Below are 19359 nucleotides of genomic sequence, written 5' to 3' on the forward strand. Positions count from 1 at the left end.
TATTTATCCTTTATTAAAAATTATTTTGATATATCCGTCCAAAATGACGTTCCGTAATCCAGCTGCGCTAAACCAAATTGTTTACTCAGTGTTTGTCCCAAATCAGCAAACGTACTTCGCTCACCTAAATTAACCGCCTTTATTGAAGGCCCATAGGCAATCACAGGGACATATTCGCGGGTATGGTCCGTACCTTAGCCAAGTCGGATCGCAACCATGGTCAGCTGTTATGTACAAAACATCTTGTTTGGTTAAACAGGCCAATAACTCAGGGATCCGTGAGTCAAAATACTCCAGTGCTTTGGCATATCCTACAATATCTCGACGGTGACCATAATCTTGGTCAAAGTTAACTAAATTGGTGAATATGATTGTTTGTTCTGTTGCAGTCGACTTTATTTGTTCAATTGTTTTATCAATCAAAGCTTCCAAACCTGTCGCTTTGTATTTTGCAGTGATACCTTGGTCTGCATAAATATCTGCTATTTTTCCAATACTGATCACGTCTCCGCCAGCGTCAAACAACTTATCTAACACAGTCGGTGCCGGTGGTAACACTGAAAAATCTTTACGATTTCCGGTACGTTTAAACGTGTTAACGTCTTCACCTACAAATGGTCGAGCAATTACCCGCCCGATATTGTGTTCATCTAAAACCCGTCTAGCCACCAAACAAAAGTCATATAATCGCTCTAATCCAAAATGCTCTTCATGAGCAGCAACTTGGAAAACACTGTCGACAGAGGTATAACAGATGGGCTTTAGCGTGTTGATATGTTCTTCACCAAACCAAGTTAACACATCTGTCCCCGGCGCATGGCGATTAGCCAAAATGCCATCCACGCCCGCTTCATGGCAAATTTGGTCAATAATGTGCTGCGGAAAGCTATTTTGTTTTTCTTTGAAATACCCCCATTCAAACAACACAGGTACGCCTGCCATCTCCCAATGACCACTTGGCGTATCTTTGCCTGAAGAAATTTCAGCCATATAACCATAAGAAGCAATCAGGTCGACTTCAGGTAGATTTGGGTAGGTAACATTATTGGCTTCAGCGCAAATGTTAAACATGCCCATTTTTTGTAAATTTGGAAGCTTTATCGGATCGCCGATTTTATCCATATGCTGGACGATATGGTGGAACGTATTAGCCCCTGCGTCACCAAACGCTTCTGCATCCGGCGCTTGGCCTACGCCTAAACTATCAGCGACTAAAATAATTGCTCTTGTCATAATTGGTCACCCTGTAATTTGAAATCAACGGGAGTCAATCTATCGTTATGGACTTTAATAACATGACCACGCTTAATATCTTTTGTCTCATTTAAATTATGACGTTCACTAATCAACATCACATACGAAGCATTGTCTTCAATCGTTAACACAATATAAACAGCACTGTCATAGGCACTTAGCTTGACCAACTGACGAGGTTTAATTGTTCTAGTTGGACTTTTGGCAAATCTAAAATACCAACTCTTAGCCGCCATTGGTTTGATATATAAGGTGCCGACAGTGGCAAAGATGGCAAGTTTAAAGCGCTGTTCCGCATTAAAGTCCATTTGAGAAAATAACTCACAAAAGCCACTGTAAACTTCTGCATCCGATGTCGAAAATGGCATGCCATCAGTGATTTTCTCTACCAAGCTGTCTAATTTGAAACCTGTCGGGAAGCCAATCTCTGACGACAAATGTAATATCAACTGACGATCGTTGGGAGACAAATGCCACCACCAATTAACACCGTTGTTCGCTACATTTTGCAAATGAATTTACCCTTATTAAACTCTCAATCACCAATTTAACTGACACAATTAATAAGGGCAAGTTTCTCGACAATTACAGACCCGTTACTATGTCCTTTATGAGTTTCGGACCTTGGTAAATAAAGTTGCTATAGACCTGAACCAAACTTGCGCCGGCATCCAGTTTTTCTTTAGCCGCTTCTAGTCCGTTAATGCCACCAACCCCTATAATAGGAATATCTCGATTAATTGCTCTGATCATTTTTATAACGTCGGTACTCACATCACGAACAGGGTCACCACTTAAACCACCGGCTTCGTCTGCATGTTCTAATCCAGCAACCGCTTCGCGCGACAATGTCGTATTGGTGGCAATTATGCCATCCATACCCTGTGTAACAATACAATCCACAACTTGTTCAACTGCTATCTTGTCCATATCTGGCGCAATCTTTACTAAGATAGGAACATATTTATGGTGCTCTGCTTGTAGCTCGAGTTGTCTATTTTTAACTGCCGCTAATAATACTTCGAGAGAATCACCAAACTGCAGATCTCTTAAACCTGAGGTATTCGGCGATGAAATATTTACCGTAATATAATCCGCGTATGGGTAGACTTTTTCGAGGCAAGCAACATAATCTTCATGCCCTTTCTCGTTCGGCGTATCTTTATTTTTACCGATATTAATGCCCAAAATACCTTTGTATTTTTTATTTCGAACATTTTTAATTAGATTATCGACACCATGATTATTAAAACCCATTCGATTAATAATGGCATTTTTTTCAGTGATCCTGAACATCCGTGGTTTAGGATTACCGGGTTGGCCGACAGGTGTTACTGTACCGATTTCAATAAATCCAAATCCCATTTGTCCTAACGCATCGATACACTCACCGTTTTTATCTAACCCTGCTGCTAATCCAACAGGATTAGGGAAGGTTAAGCCTAACAACTTTACTGGTTTTTCTGGGAGATTTTGTTTCCAAACCAAAGATGCAGGTGTATTTGCAAATCGTTTCAAGTTTTTTAATGCAAATTCATGCGCCCATTCCGCGTCACGGCTGAACATAAATCTCTTGGCTAATTGGTAAAACATCAGATCCCCTTAAATATAAAAACGCCCCGAATTTCGGGGCGTAGTGTATGTTACTTAACGATAAATTTAAACCGCCGTTTCACAATGATGGCTGAGCAACATCAGTTCTCTTAATGCTACAGAGAACTTAGCAAACTCATGACTGTCCGAGGTTTTAAACTCAGCTATCATTTGCTGCCAACGGGCTAGAATCGAACTGTATTCGTCTTTCCATTTGTCATAAACTTCAAGTGTATTTTTATTTGACTCTTCGAAGTGTATAACAGCGCCAGTTAATGCACGTTGTTGCCAATCCAACTCTTCGCGGTAACTCGCTCTAGCTAAGGCTTGCCAGTGGTTGCCAACAGCTTGATTGGTGATTTGGTCTAAGAACCAATGTAATCCCATATCAGCACCTAAGGTGTAATACAAGGCTGCGACTTCTTCTACTTCTCGATCTGCTGTTCGTGCTACATCAGCAATATCCATAATAGAGAAGATTGAACTCAATTGTGCGACATAAGCCGCAATATGAGTTGGAACGCCTTCGCGTTCAAAGTCATTTTGTAAAGAGACCAACATGCCTTTCTCTTTTTCAACAAGGTAATCGCCCAACTTACCGTTCATTTTCTCAAATGTAGGTTTATAAAGGAAATTGACTCTGCTATATTTTGCGACTTATTACGATGTCTCAAGAACCAGCGAGCTGCACGACGAATCGTACGGCGCATTTGATGCAACATTTCAGTTTGAACAATCGCAGGGATCTTATTATCTAATTTCTCAATTTCTGCCCAAACGTCTTGTAAACCAAATACTTCACGAGCGATAACATAACAGGTTAAGACTTCATCTACAGGCGCGCCCGTTTCTTCTTGCATGCGAATAACAAAGTTTAAACCCATGTCATTTACGACTTCGTTTGCTAATTTTGTCGCGATAATTTCTTTACGAAGCGGATGAGATTGGATCTGCATCTCGTACTTAGTTTGCAATTGTTGCGGGAACGCATTAATTAAAAGATCTTTATAATATGGGTTGCTATCTATTTCATCGATTGCAAATTGTTCTTTTAATATCATTTTTCCGTAAGCAACTAAAACAGCAAGCTCAGGTCGCGTGAAACCGGCGCCTTTTGCTTGACGCTCTGCAATCTCTTCGTCATTTGGTAAAAATTCCAACTCGCGATCCAGTTTGCCAGCTTTCTCTAACGCATGGATAAAGCGAAGTTGTTCTTTAACTAAACTTTGCCCTTTTAGCTCAGTAATCGAAATTGTATGTGTTTGACGATAACAATCTTGAATTACAATTTTTGAAACATCATCAGTCATTTCATATAACGTTTGATCTCGATGTTTCTTTGTTAACTCGCCTTCGTTAACAAGCTGATTGAGTAAAATTTTGATATTTACTTCGTTATCAGAACAATCCACGCCACCAACATTATCTACAAAGTCTGTATTGATCCTACCGCCACTCGCTGCAAATTCGATTCGACCCAGCTGAGTCAAACCTAAGTTACCGCCTTCGCCAAATATCTTAGCGCGCAACTCAGAACCATTTACACGTAACGCGTCATTAGCTCGGTCGCCAACTTGAGCGTCATTTTCAGATTTTGCTTTGACGTATGTACCGATACCACCATTCCAAATTAAGTCCACTGGCATTAGTAAGGCCGCTTTCATTAATTCGGTTGGGGTCATTGATGCTTTTTGGTGCCCAACATTTTTTTCATTTCAGGGCTAAGTGGAATTGACTTAGCGCTTCTTGAGAAAATCCCGCCACCTTGAGAAATTAGCGATTTATCATAGTCTTCCCATGATGAACGAGGTAATTTAAATAAACGGTCACGTTCGACATACGTGCTAGCCGAATCTGGATTCGGGTCGACAAAGATGTGCATATGGTTAAACGCAACTTGTAACCTGATATGTTTAGACAACAGCATACCATTACCAAATACGTCTCCAGCCATATCTCCAATTGCAACACAGGTAAAATCAGTTGTTTGACAATCGGTACCCATTTCGCGGAAATGGCGCTTAACGGATTCCCACGCACCACGTGCGGTGATCCCCATTTTCTTGTGGTCATAACCAACACTGCCGCCAGAAGCAAAAGCGTCGCCTAACCAGAAGTTATATTCATCAGAAATTGCATTGGCGATATCTGAGAATGTTGCGGTACCTTTATCGGCTGCAACAACTAAATAGGTATCATCTTCATCATGACGAACCACACTTTTAGGTGGGATAACTTCACCTTTAATTATGTTGTCTGTGACATCTAACAAACCTCTTATAAAGGTTTTATAACATTCTTGTCCTTCAGTGAAAAAGGCATCACGGCCTCCCGATGTCGGCAGTTGTTTACAAACAAACCCACCTTTGGAGCCATTCGGCACGATAACTGTATTTTTAACTTGTTGTGCTTTTACCAAGCCAAGCACTTCCGTTCGGAAATCTTCCATACGGTCCGACCAACGTAAACCGCCACGAGCGACTTTACCACCTCGTAGATGCACACCTTCAACGCGGGGACTGTATACAAATATCTCAAATTTCGGGCGTGGCAATGGCACTTCAGGAATTTGCTCAGGTAACAATTTAAACGAAATATAAGGTTTAATGTTGCCCTGCTCATCATTTTGATAAAAGTTAGTACGCAAAGTTGCGTCCATCAAAGTGATGTAAAGACGTATAATTCGATCGTCATCTAAGTTAGCGACATTGTCGAGGTCGACCAATATTTGATCTTTGGCCTTTTCATATTTTTTAACACTATGTTTAGTTGGATTAAATTTATGTTCAAATAGTTTAACCAATTTACCTGCAATTTTAGGGTAGCGGTCAAAGGTCGATTCAATATAGCTTTGTGAGAAGGTAACACCAATTTGACGCATATATTTTGCGTAGGCACGAATTACTGACGCTTCACGGCCACTTAATTTAGCCCCTAAAATGAGTCGATTGAAACCGTCATTTTCTAATCTATTTTCCCAAACCGCGGCAAATGCTTGTTGGAATAAATCACGAGTTAAATCAAAATCACTATTATCGGCATTAGTGAGTGTCATGGTGAAGTCCATGATCCAATTTACACCTGTTTCCATAGCAACAGCATATGGCGTCTCACCAATGACTCGCAGACCAAAGTTTTCTAAAATAGGCAGTACATCAGACAAATGAATTGGTTCGTCTTTATGGAAAAGACTTAATCGAACCGCATTTTTATCAACTGATTCCTGAGCACGATAAAATAACATTGCCAACTTATTGTTGTCGGTTAGCTTTTCTAAGAACGAAATATCGACGGTGGCGGTAGAAGGTAAAATTTCTTCTTTGTAGCCTTTTGGAAACGCTTTAGCGTAACGGGCTGCTAATTCACGACCTTTCGCACTACCGTGAGTTTTTGTTAGCGCAGTGGCGAGTTTGTCTTCCCACGTTTTTGCGGCTTCGATTAGGTTGTTTTCAATATCTTTCACGTTTAATTCAATGTCCTTTTCAGTGGCGTGAACAATGTAATGTGTTCGCGCTAAAGGTGACTCAGAGAAATATGTGGTAAATTCAACAGAGCCATCGCTACCTAGTGCATTATTTAAAATCTCTTGCGTATCTCGACGTAACGCGGTGTTGTAACGTTCCCGACGCACGAACACCATACAAGAATAAAAGCGACCATAGGTATCTTTTCGGATAAACAACTTGGTCATATCACGTTCTTGCATTTGTAAAACACCTAATGCAACTTCTCTTAAGTGCTCATCACTTGCTTGGATTAATTCGTCACGAGGATACGTTTCCAGAACATTAAGCAATGCTTTTGCGCGTGGCTGCCCTCGGCAAAGCTGCTACCTTCCGTAATGCGTTGTAACTTAATATTTAACAACGGTATATCCTGCACTGAGGAATTATAAAAACTCGCAGCATATAAGCCGATAAATCGATGTTCACCGACAACATTACCCTCGTCGTCAAACTTTTTAATGCCGATATAATCCATATAGGCCGGACGATGTACGCGGGACTTGGAATCGGTTTTGGTTAATACTAAGACATTATCTGAAAATGCTTCTGCACGGGCAACATCTGAAAGCTCACTAAGCAGACGAACACTACTGGCTCGGTTTTTCATTAAGCCAAGAGATGTTTCGTCCACACCTTTAATCGAAAAGTCCCCTTTAACCGCTTTCACAGTGTATTCACGATACCCCATCAAGGTAAAATTGTGATCGGCTATCCAATCTAAAAACTCTAGGCTAGTTTGTTTGCCTGCTTCATTTTTGATTTTTGCATTCTTAGCTTCATCAATACATTGCGCCAATTTTTGTTCAATTGGTTTCCAATCTTCAACTGCAATACTGACATCAGATAATACAGAACTGAGTTCTTCAGCTAATGCATCTAGTTGTTTTTGTTCAGATTGACGATCGACCTCGATAAAGAAAACCGTTTGAGTATTCGTAGATTTAGTCGCATCTTTCAAATCGACTATTTCTACAACCGCACCCTTTTATCTCGATTAACTTTAATCGGTGAGTGCAATAATAAATGAGAAGTGATATTTAATCGATTTAAGGTCATTCGAACTGAGTCGACTAAAAATGGTAAATCGTCTACGACAATTTGCACGATTGTATTTTCAGAACTCCAACCGGTATTGCCAAGTTCTGGATTAAATACTTTTATTGTTGATTCTGCTGACTTTGTATCGCTAAAATCGTTATAAAGGCTTAAAGCTGCGCCATACAGATCTTCGTCGATGCGTTTGTCTAAATCCTCATTGGACAGATTTTCGAATAAAATGGATGCAAATTTCTCGACTAACGTTTGACGTTCAGCAGCTACTTTTTCACTGATTAGCTTTGATACGTTTTTTAAAATTACAGACGAGGAATTACGTAACAAGGTCATTGCCGTATCCTTATTGAGTTGTAGGGATTATTTATATTATTATTTTTATCGTTTTCGACAATTAGTGTAGACCTATTTTGTCACTAAATGAAGTGTATTTTTAGTGGTCTAACCCGCGAAAATTCAAGTAGTTAAATTAAAATCGAAAGATATGCAGAGGCTTTAAATAAAAAAGCGGCTTTACGCCGCTTTTATAACTAATTATTCACATTTAGGTGCTAAATTATTTTTGATTTTTTTGCGCCAAAGCATAGATGCAAGCGCAGGAAGTATGATTATCGCACCTAGCATGTTCACTAAGAACATAAAGGTTAGCAAAATCCCCATATCTACTTGGAATTTTAATGCCGAGAATGCCCAGAGTACTCACACCAATAGCAAGCGTCAAACCAGTGAACAAAACAGCGCTTCCACGTTCTTTTAACGCTAAGAAGTAAGATTCTGTTAAATTCCGCCCCGCACGTAATGACTCAACCATAGTCGATAAAATGTATATCCCATAGTCAACGCCAATACCAACCCCTAGCGCAATAACCGGCATGGTCGATACAGTTAGCCCTATTTGTAAATAGGTCATCAATGCTTGTGCTAAAGTTGACACGACAAATAACGGTAAGACCACAGAAATAGTTGCTTTAACCGACCTAAAGCTGATTAGACATAAAATGATTACAGCGCCGTATACATACCACATCATTGGAGTTTGGGCTGCTGCTACCGCTTCGTTTGTCGCCGCCATTACACCTGCTGACCCGGATGCCAATTGGAATTTGATATCGTCTGTTTCTAGTTCTAACTTAGCTTCTTTAACGGCCTTAACTAAACCTTCAATTGTTTCCGCTTTATGATCTTCCAAAAACAGAATTATAGGCATAATACTGCAGTTGCGATTTAATAAGCCCGAACTCGTTTCTATTCTTGCACTTGACTGCGCTAATGACTGAGGATTTCTTGGCAAAGAACGCCATTTCAAATTACCTTCGTTTACACCTGTACTAACTATCTTTGCAACGGTAGAAAGACTAATGGCTGATTGTACGCCATCGACGTTGGCTAAACGCCATTGGAAACGGTCAACACGTTCCATCACATCATGATAAGTACAACCACTGTCACGGGTTTCTACGATAACTTTTAATACATCCGTCGAAATAGCATAGCGGTCAGTTATTAACATTGTGTCTTGGTTATAACGGCTTTCACTATGCAACGCTGGTGCGCCAGCCTGCATGTCGCCAATTTTCATTTCTAAACTTTTAAAATAACCAAACGCAAATAAACCTGCCGTTATCACGAGAATAATTGCCGCATTTTTAGGTTCCGTAAACTTAGCTAGCGCGCGCCACAAGTTATCGTGCGTCCCTTCTGGCTGGGCCTTAAACTGCTTATCGAAATCGATAAACGACGATAAGACAGGCAATAAAAATAAGTTAGTAAAGATGATAACTGCTACACCTAAACTCGCCGTTATTGCTAACTCTCGAATAATACCGATATCAATGGTTAATAACGTTAAGAAGCCGACAGTATCGGACAGCAATGCGATACCACCTGGAATGAGTAATTTACAGAAGCTTGTACAACATGCTTGATATGCCGTATTTCCCTCGTGAACTCGTTTTCCGATGGAGTTAATCATTTGAACACCATGGCTGACACCAATCGCAAACACCAAAAATGGCACTAAAATAGACATTGGGTCAAGACCAAATCCAAGTGTATTTAACATGCCGAGTTGCCAAACAACGGCCATAAAGGAACACAAAATCGGTAAAATAGTTAGCTGTATAGAGCGAATAAAGATCCAAACCATTATTGCCGTGATTGCAATGGCGATACCAAAAACATGACAACGTCTTTTGCACCGTTCGCGACATCACCAATCATCTTGGCAAAACCGATTATATGGACACTAACTTTGTCAGTTTCAAACTTGCCACGGATCTCACGTTCCAAGCTTTCAGCCATTTCTATACTATCGAGCTTTTTACCTGTCTCTGGGTTTATTTCTAATAACTGACTTGAAACCATAGCACAGCTGTAATCATCAGAAACAACACGTCCCACGATCCCTGCTTTTTCTATGTTTTCTTTTACAACAGCTAAGTCCGCAGCATTTGCTTTAAAGTCTGCAGGGATAACTGGACCGCCAGAAAAACCATCTTCAACGACTTCAATATATCGCGTAGACGGTGAATACAATGACTTAACTAACGTACGATTTATGCCATGAATAAAAAAGAGTTGGTCGTGAACACCTTTAAGGGCGTTCAAAAATTCTTTATTGAAAATATTACCGTCACGGTCACAAACTGAAATATATATGCCATTTGCGCCACCAAAATCGGCACTATGTTTCATATACGTTTTCATATATTCATGATTTAGCGGAATATTTTTAGTGAAAGATGCGTCTAGCTGAATTTTAGTTGCTTGATAACCTAAAACTAATGTAACAATTGAAAACAAAATGACGACTAAGCTACGTCGTTTAAATAAAAATTTCTCTAGTGTTTTGATTAACATCAATTATCCCCTACTGCTTAGGTAATTTGTTAATTGAAATAGACTTTATGCCTGCTTCGGTCGCCATGACCAATGTATCGCGCCATTGAGTGCCAGATAAAATCGCCTTGCCATCTGCAAACGCTTTATGAGTAACTACGCCGTTTTTATAAATAAATAGATTTCCAGAGTTTGCGAACATGTAAATTGTTTCGTCCTTAATCAGCAAACTGTTTATGGTTGCAGACACAGGTGTATCTATATTGTCAAAATCACCGGTCTCGATATTTAGCGAAAAACGTTACCCCGTAATCCAGCTAATATTATATTTGATTTTGCTAACTCCTGAACTGAAAAATACGAGCCATAATACTCTGTTTCAAGTCGTTCCCAGTTTTTTCCTTGATTGTAACTGACAGCAGCGAACCCACCTTCACCACTTAAATACCAACCATGCTGCGCTAACGTAACACCGTTAAAGTGAGGTAATAAAAATTGTTTTTCAGTTTCGTAAGCTTCTGGTTCGAATTCTTTTATTTCTTGTAAATATTGACGATCTTCTTCCAGTAATAGCGCTTCTTTATAAGTGCTATCCTAGGTTTTCCCACCGTCATTTGAACTCCAAAAAGGCCATATGCACCAACAATAACAATGTTTTCTCCTTGAATGTCCAAATTTAAAAATGGCTTGTCTGAACTAGGCTGATAGTTGACTATTTGCCATGCTTTGCCGCCATTTTCGGTTTTTAATAAAGTTTGATCATGACCAATAGCAAAACCGACTTGGCTATCGACAAATTTAATTGCAGTTAACAATACATTAACAGGCACATCCGCCTGTAACCAAGTATCACCGTCTGATGAATATATGATATGACCACGTTCGCCGACGGCAAACATGGTATCGCCGACCAATTCGATGTCAGTTAATAAACTTTTAGCACTCAATTTGCTTTTAAAAGCGGGTATTGCATCGTTAATTTCATTGCTAATTGTTGACGCTGCTGCAAATGATGAAGCGCTCAATAGGCAACACTGGAGTAGAAAAAGTGGTATTAATAGGGAATTTTTCATGGCGTTCTAATTATGTTAATTACTTAAGTATAGGCAGAAATAAAAACGGTTGGAGAATCCAACCGTTTTTTGGGTAACTATCGGTTACGTTTCATTGAGGATGTTGAGAAGTCTCTAGAACTCATTTCTTTCTGGAAGTTATACATTGTCTCTTGGTTGTCTAAACCAATTGCAATATAACGACGAGAGTTTAAGTCGTAATAGACATCTAACGTGCTCCAATGAGTAGGAACTTCGTAATAGTTTAAACCATAGGCAACCGCTACACGGTATAGCTCATCACGGTTGTCATACAAGTCCGCAATGTGTATTTGCCAGCTATCTTCATCGATATAAAACGTACGTTTTTTATAGACGTGGCTAATACCATCTTTTAGTGTCGCTTCGACAACCCAAACACGGTGTTTTTCCCAACGAACAATATCCGTTGCAATATGACTATAGGCTTGATAATGTCTTCATATTGCAATTTATCACTATGAAGCTTATAGCTGTTATATGGAATTAAAAGTTCTTTTTTACCTTTTAGTTCCCAGTTGTAACGGTCAGGTGCGCCATTATACATATCGAAATCATCGGTAGTACGAAGGCCATCTGACGCTGAACTATAGGTGCATCATATGCAACATTTGGTGCGCGACTCAAACGTTTACGAGCATTATCCCAAAGCCAAGCTTGACGTGGCTTTTTGATTTGGTCCATTGTTTCATGTACTAGTAATTTAGATCCTGCTAAACGTGCAGGTTCAGTAATTTTTTGTTTGAATTTGAACAAAATATTACTTTCTTCTAATGACTCTGGTGTTGCATCTGGAGATGAATAATCAAGTAATATTGCTTCATCAAAACCAATATACGTGAAATCACCTGAAGCTGTTGGGGCCGCTTGGCCACCAAATCGAGTCGCACTCGTGCCACGGAAACGTAAAATATGATTCCAAATGGCTTCTAAACCATTTTTTGGTATTGGGAAAGGAACACCGATTGCTGCACCTTTAATACCATTGCCACCTTCAACAAGTTCAGCATTAGCAGCATTTTTCAACGTCGCGTCATATACGTACTGTGGGTAAGACGAGCTACGACGCGTTTGATAAACTTCTAATTTATAAGTATCAGGGTAAGTTTCTAACATCTTAGAAATACCCGGCGTTAAGAAGTCTGCGTATTGAGCTTTGTTGGCATTTGTGACTGTGTATAAAACCTTGTCGTCAGCGAATGGGTCAATATGATGCATACCAACTTCGTATCCAGGAGGAGGTGTTGTAATACCACCCGCCCAACCTAGGATTGAACCGTCTGCATTTGGTCCACGAACCGCTCCCATTGGAGTGAGTTCATTTGTTAGTTTCGCTACATCAGAGCTAGAAACTTTGGCAGACGCCGCTACTGACACCAAAGACAGTGTAATAGCAGACGTTAATAAAGTGATTTTATTCATTTTATTTTATCCCTTACAGCGAATATTTAACGTTAAATGACACATAGTCTCGGTCAGACATTTGGTTGATATTACCTACACCACCAAAGAACGAATTATAACCAAAACCAAATGACAATGAACTTTGATAAATTACGTCAACCGTTAGGCCAACCGATTTTTTATCTTCGTGGAATAAAAACAGTGGATCTGGTGTTATCCCATCAACGTCATGTGAATATACTAATTTAGGTTTGACATTAAATGAGCCAAACACACCATTAATTTCACCAACTAAAATAGCTCGGTAACCCCAAGCCGTATCTGTTGGGAAATTTTGAGTAAGATCTGCGCCATCTTGTACTGCTTGCAATAAACCACCGGCAACTGTTGAAGAACCGCTGCGAGGAGTACCTAGGGCATTAAAACGCATTTCGTCAGGAGAAGGCATATCTTTAATTGTGATATGACCAATTTCACCAACTAAGGCAACATTGTTAAAGCCTAACATAGGACCGAACATATGAACTGCTGTCATTTGCGCTTGAATTGTATCAACTAAACAATAACCTGACGCTGTTTCACCAAGCTGGACGCCACCTAACGGTACGTTACAACCCGCAACATCATAATCGCCTAATTGAGAGATCCCTGTTATCTCTGGACGCAATCCAGCGTTAGCAAGTTGCTCAGGCATAGCTGCAAATAACAATTCGGTATCATCAATTTGGATTGGTTCGTCCTGACGGTATGAAATTTCTCCCGAGACGGCCGTTGCACCAATTGTTGTATTAAAACTGAAACCATAAAGTTTAATGTCTTCTGGGAATTCAATTACACCTTTGGTAAATGCATTTAAATTATTAAATTGTGTCGTTGTTAAACCGCCAGCACCTTGTGCTGAAGCAATAATACCAAGATCCTGACCAACCGCACCGGCGGAGAAGTCTGATGATTTACCTGATATTAAAGGTCTGCGGCTATGATAATTGATGTAATAAAAACCAAAATCTGTGTAGTTTAAGTCTTCAGAAAACCAACCTAGTTTCAAACCAAACTGACCTTCATCTTTAGCTTTGATGTCTTGGTCACTCGCTCGAATAGCGTATTTACTGGCATAACCAGAAATATACATCCCAGCAGCAGTTTCCGCATCTATTTGACCTGTTGCTAACAACTTACCAATTTCATTAACACCAGCCATTACGCCGGCACTGTTCATATCTGGATTTGATGCAAAGTTAAGTTGAATACCATTGTATTGACCGCCATTTCCGACAAAGTCATTTGTCGAAAAATAAGACCTATAAGACAGGTAAATATGTTTGTTGCCACTCATATTGATAAAACGCTTCTAACGATACGTTTTCAGTAATGCCTAAATTGGCCCAAACCATACCCACTGGAATGAATGCTTCTTTTAAATCAGAACCTTGAGCGCTTTTAAACGAGCGATATCCACAGGTGTTACATTGATACCATGCGGTATTACTGTACTTTCACCCCAAGATAAAACTTGTTCACCAATTTTAATTGAAAGTGGATTTAGTCCATCGTTAAAATCAAAGTCAGCATAAACGTAAGCGTCTAAAAACCTAAAGTCCTGACATACTAATTCTTTTGCTTTATCGTCTTTACATGGATCAAATACTTCTCCGGTGACAGGATCTTTATAGCCAATCCCTTCCGCGGCAAAGTCTTTATAATACATAAAGCTTACCACGGCACCGTATGTATCCGCATTTACTCTTAGCTCATGAAAGCCTTTAATAACTTGTGAAAACGCTTCGCCTTGATCGTAATTAAGGTTGCCTAAGTCACCATTGGTGCTGTATGAACCAAAAGAGTCCCATACATCTGTATTTACATATTTTGGTTGATAGCCAACATAACCACTCCAATCAAAGGTTTGGTTATTTGATTTACCGACCAAGCTTTCCATATTACGGTCTTCTATACGGTACGATGTACCGGCAGAAAATGTAGAGTCGAAGGATATATCGAAGTCGCCTAACTCATACTTAGCAGCGTGTAGACTAGCACTTTGCATTGCAAGTAATGCTACGGCTACACCAGCTACTACTGGTTTAAGCTTGGACTTGTGTTCCCCATTATTCATATTTTTCTCCCCTGCCCTCTAAGGATTATATTTGTAATTATTTTTGAGGTATTTCAGCTCATCGGATGAGCAGAAGTGTCATCAATCATTACACCATTTCAAACCCTGCGCAAGGGCAAAATGTCATAAATAAACGCTATAGTTGAAATATTTAAATTACATAGATGAAATAATGCTAGTTAATTTGAGATTTTGTGCAAAGAAATAAACTTATTATTCTCATCTATTTGCAATTCAAAAATACCAGAAACGCCACCTACCGTCATAAAATGGCGTACATGTTGAGCTGAAAGTCTAAGGCTGAGGCCGCCTTCAGTTCGAACTTGGATTGTAGTAAACAATCCTTGGTAGAACTCTCTGCACTCGCGCGCAGAGAGTTCTATTCGGAATCGATGTATTTTATTCATATCTAAGAAAGTGCGGCTGTAACCTTTTCAAATAAATCTGCAGAAATAGAATTATCCGACAGTTTTTGCAAACTTTTCGTCATTAATTCACTACGTTTTGTGTCATAACGAGCAAAACTCATTAATGGAACAATCATTCTTGAGGCAACTTGAGGATTAAATTGGTCGATTTTTAGCAGTAAATCAACGAGGAACTGATAACCACTACCGGACACATCATGATAATGTTTTTGATTACCCATAATAAACGCGCCATATAAAGCACGAATTCTATTTGGATTTTTTTCATCAAAACTAGGATGTTGAGACCATTGTGTCATCAATTCAAATACCTGTTCAGAATCAACACGACCAATTAATGACAACATTTTGTCCAAAACTAAGGTATTACCTTGGTATGTATCATCCATTTTAGCCAATAACCGTTGCAATAACGCTATATCAGAAACTCGAGCAGCGTCTAACGCATTCATCTTTTCAGTCATATTTTGTGCTGATTTAAACGCTTGTTCGATAAATTCCACCGCTTTAGCGGTTTTTAAGCGAGCAAGATAGCCTAATAATATTTGTTTCAACCTGCGTTGCGCTACATTTGAAGGTTCATATTCTGTTGCAATATTTTGCAATGAACCTAAATTTGTAAACAAGTCTGTTTCGATAAACTGCGCTATCGACATTGAGATATTTTCTAAACCAGCAACGATTTGTTCTACATCGATGACGTCATAATGCTGCGAAATACTATCAAAATTAGGAATATTTAATAACTCAGCTTTGATAGCAGTATCTAGTGTCTCATCTTGAATAACAGTGGCTGCAAAGCTGTTTAGTGCATCTGAACTACTTCGGCCTGATTGCACTTCATTTGCCCAAACCCGTTGAATCGCATCCCATCGACAAAATGGATCAGCGGCGTGTTTTGCGATAAATAAGAGTTGCTCATTTGTTTGAAGATAATCAATAGCAACTGGCGCTGAAAAGTTCTCAAACAATACTAACTCAACCGGCTCGTTCACTAATTCGTTAAAGTCATTCTGGGTTTGAGTCAGTGTCCATGTACCACGTTTAAGTGACGCACCGGTACGTTTACTTAACAATTCATACTGAATTGGGATCATTAACGGTAACGTTGTTTCAGTTGTAGGTCGACTTGGAATAGATTGAGAAATACGAATTTGTAAACTAGAGCCTTCCATCGCGGTGTCGATTTTAACTTTAGGTGTGCCTGCTTGGCTGTACCAATTCTTAAACAAAGTGAGATCGGTAGTATTAGCATCGGCCATTGCCGCGATAAAATCGTCACAGGTAACGGCTTGGCCATCATGGCGTTTAAAATATAAATCCATCCCTTTACGGAAACCGCTCGCAGTCAACAAACTATGTAACATACGAATAACTTCTGCCCCTTTGTCATACACAGTAACCGTATAAAAATTATTCATTTCAATAACTTTATTTGGTCGAATCGAATGCGCCATTGGGCCTGCATCTTCGGCAAATTGATGGGTTCTCATAATACTTGCATGTTTAATTCGTTCTAACACTTCACTGCCCATATCAGCACTGAATTGTTGATCACGAAAAACAGTCAAACCTTCTTTAAGGCTGAGTTGAAACCAGTCGCGACAAGTAACACGGTTCCCGGTCCAGTTATGGAAATACTCATGTGCAATGACCGCTTCAACACCGTGGTAGTCTGTGTCGGTTGCTGTTAACTGATTCGCCAAAACATACTTACTATTAAATATATTGAGTCCTTTGTTTTCCATCGCTCCCATATTAAAAAAGTCAACTGCAACAATCATATAGGTATCTAGATCATACTCTAGACCATAGGTTGTTTCGTCCCAAGCCATCGACTTTTTAAGGACGCCATAGCATGACCAGCTTGGTCTAAATTGCCTTTATCAACAAAAATTTCTAATTTTACATTTTTGCCCGAGCGGGTCTTAAATTGGTCGGTCAGTAAATCAAAGTCACCGGCAACAAGCGCAAATAAATAACACGGCTTTGGATGTGGGTCGTGCCATAGGTGATCCAGTGAACCAATTCTCCGTCTTCTTCAAGTTCGCCACTTGCTATGTTATTGCCATTCGACAATAAGAAAGGATAAGATTTTTTGTCCGCAAAAATTGTCACAGTGTAGACAGACAACACATCAGGACGGTCTAAGAACGGTGATATTTTACGGAACCCCTCAGCTTCACACTGCGTACAATAAACCCCTGATGACTTATACAAGCCTTCTAACGCTTTATTATTAGCCGGATCCGCCATAGATACGATAGTGAGTTCGAATTTGTCTTTATCGACGTCTATGATCAGTTTGTGGTGCTCAATAGTCCAATGTTCTTGCTCTAACACTTCGTCGTCTATCGATATCTCAATAACGTCTTTAACTTGGCTATCTAACACTAATTGCGTCGCCATCCTGTTTTGGCGAGTCATCTGATAAGTCGCTTTAACTAATGTCGCATTATCGTCTAAGTTAAACGATAAGTTTACTGTTGGGATGAGAAAGTCGGAAGTTTTATAATCTGATAAGTATTTTGCTTGCGGTTTCGATGAGTTTAATTCAGTCATTGGCGCGATGTTCTATGTTGAAAGAGTCACATTGCATTAAACCTAATCCAATGTGACTCTTTTAATTATTGTGGTGCTACTTTTGCCTTCAATACTTTTATGCCTAACAATGCAAATGCTATTGCAAAAATAGGGTTTAATAAATTGAAAAACGCGAAGTACCAATACTCTAGTGGGCTAATCAATAAAACCCCCGCCATGTAGGCGCCACAAGTATTCCAAGGGATAAGTGGGCTGGTTATAGTGCCACCATCTTCTAAAGCACGAGAAAGATTTACGTTTGCTAAACCTCGTCGTTCATATTCTTCACGATACATGCGTCCTAAGCATCACTATCGACATATATTGATCTGCAGTTACTAAATTTACGCCAAAAGCAGTAAAGATAGTTGATGTGATTAATGAACCGCTCGTTTTAGCTGTTTTTAAAATGCCTTTTACAAACACCGCTAATAGACCAAGTTTTTCCATAACAGCACCAAACATTAAGGCTGTCATAATTAGCCAAGTGGTATTTAGCATGGACGACATGCCGCCCCCACTTAGCAAGCTGTCCATCGAATCACTGCCAGTTTTAATGCTAAAACCATCATACATAGCGACCCAAACGACTGAAAATTTGGCGATGAAACCTTCACCGCCAGACAAGTCGGTTAACAAATCAGCTTGGAAAACCATCGCCCATACAGCGCCAATTAACGCTCCGATAAATATTGCAGGGAACGCTGGAACTTTTTTCGCCGCCATCGCAATTAGAACAACAAGTGGCAATAAATGAATAATAGAAATGTCATAGATGGACAAAATCGTGTTTTGAACTTCATCAATTGCAATATTTTCAGCATCAACTACTGACGTAAAACCAATTATGGTAAAAATGATCATGGTCACAACAAATGCAGGCACTGTTGTCCATAACATATGTCTGATATGTTCAAATAATTCACTCCCTGCAACCGCTGGGGCTAAATTGGTTGTTTCAGACAATGGGCTAATTTTATCGCCAAAGTAAGCGCCAGAAACAACGGCACCAGCTGCAATGGCTGGAGACATGCCAATCCCAGTCGCAATTCCCATTAGTGCTACACCAACGGTCGCCGCTGTCGTCCACGAACTACCAATACTCATCGCCACAATGGCACTGACTAAACAGGCGGCTGCATAGAACCAATCAGGGCTTAATACTTGTAATCCAAAATAAATTAAAGTTGGCACCGTGCCGGCTGCCAACCAAGTACCAATTAAAGACCCAACAGCCAATAAGATAAAAATAGCGCCCATAGATAATGAAATACCATTAATCATGGCTTTTTCTATTTCTTTCCAGCTATAGCCATTTTTCAACCCAACTAGCCCAGCGACAAATGTAGCGATAATTAGGACAATTTGATTCGGACCATAAGAGCTATCACCACCAAATAAAACCACCGCTGACGCCAGCATCAATACCAACAAGGTAAGCGGTATCATTGCATCTAATAAACTTGCTTGTTTATGATTATGACTCATTTCTT

7 protein-coding genes and 6 pseudogenes are annotated in these 19359 nt (G+C 39.7%); all 13 read right to left on the bottom strand.

The window, feature by feature from the left end:
- Positions 1-20: 20 nt before the first annotated feature.
- A pseudogene (locus tag PN838_RS03745) lies at positions 21-1233 on the bottom strand (phosphopentomutase).
- The gene (locus tag PN838_RS03750; RefSeq protein WP_215962355.1) at positions 1230-1766 is read right to left on the bottom strand and encodes a cell division protein ZapC domain-containing protein; all 537 of its coding nucleotides are present in this window, start codon (positions 1764-1766) and stop codon (positions 1230-1232) included. The pseudogene PN838_RS03745 and the gene PN838_RS03750 overlap by 4 nt, the downstream one beginning before the upstream one ends.
- A gap of 73 nt (positions 1767-1839) precedes the next feature.
- On the bottom strand, positions 1840-2847 hold the full coding sequence (gene pyrD, locus PN838_RS03755; RefSeq protein ID WP_272179810.1) for a quinone-dependent dihydroorotate dehydrogenase: 1008 nt from the start codon (positions 2845-2847) through the stop codon (positions 1840-1842).
- A 66-nt stretch (positions 2848-2913) separates the two neighbouring features.
- Positions 2914-7739: pseudogene (locus PN838_RS03760) on the bottom strand (NAD-glutamate dehydrogenase).
- A 201-nt stretch (positions 7740-7940) separates the two neighbouring features.
- Positions 7941-10265 (bottom strand): annotated as a pseudogene (locus PN838_RS03765) (efflux RND transporter permease subunit).
- Positions 10266-10275: 10 nt separating this feature from the next.
- On the bottom strand, positions 10276-10494 hold the full coding sequence (locus tag PN838_RS03770; RefSeq protein WP_272179811.1) for a hypothetical protein: 219 nt from the start codon (positions 10492-10494) through the stop codon (positions 10276-10278).
- Between the two features lie 283 nt (positions 10495-10777).
- Positions 10778-11269, bottom strand: coding sequence for a WD40/YVTN/BNR-like repeat-containing protein (locus PN838_RS03775; RefSeq protein WP_272179812.1), 492 nt, complete (start codon positions 11267-11269; stop codon positions 10778-10780).
- 125 nt (positions 11270-11394) lie between these two features.
- Positions 11395-12757 (bottom strand): annotated as a pseudogene (locus PN838_RS03780) (DUF1329 domain-containing protein).
- A gap of 13 nt (positions 12758-12770) precedes the next feature.
- Positions 12771-14855, bottom strand: a pseudogene (locus tag PN838_RS03785) (DUF1302 domain-containing protein).
- 179 nt (positions 14856-15034) lie between these two features.
- Complete coding sequence (locus PN838_RS03790) at positions 15035-15262, bottom strand: DUF2835 family protein (protein WP_215962348.1); 228 nt, start codon at positions 15260-15262, stop codon at positions 15035-15037.
- Positions 15263-15264: 2 nt separating this feature from the next.
- Complete coding sequence (gene pepN / locus PN838_RS03795) at positions 15265-17118, bottom strand: aminopeptidase N (RefSeq protein ID WP_272179813.1); 1854 nt, start codon at positions 17116-17118, stop codon at positions 15265-15267.
- Positions 17119-17224: 106 nt separating this feature from the next.
- Positions 17225-17845, bottom strand: coding sequence for a gluzincin family metallopeptidase (locus PN838_RS27810; protein WP_272179814.1), 621 nt, complete (start codon positions 17843-17845; stop codon positions 17225-17227).
- A gap of 65 nt (positions 17846-17910) precedes the next feature.
- Positions 17911-19354: pseudogene (gene nhaC / locus PN838_RS03805) on the bottom strand (Na+/H+ antiporter NhaC).
- Between the last annotated feature and the right edge of the window lie 5 nt (positions 19355-19359).

Source organism: Psychrosphaera algicola (genome assembly GCF_028401425.1).
In the GTDB taxonomy this organism is placed as follows: Bacteria; Pseudomonadota; Gammaproteobacteria; order Enterobacterales; family Alteromonadaceae; genus Psychrosphaera; species Psychrosphaera algicola.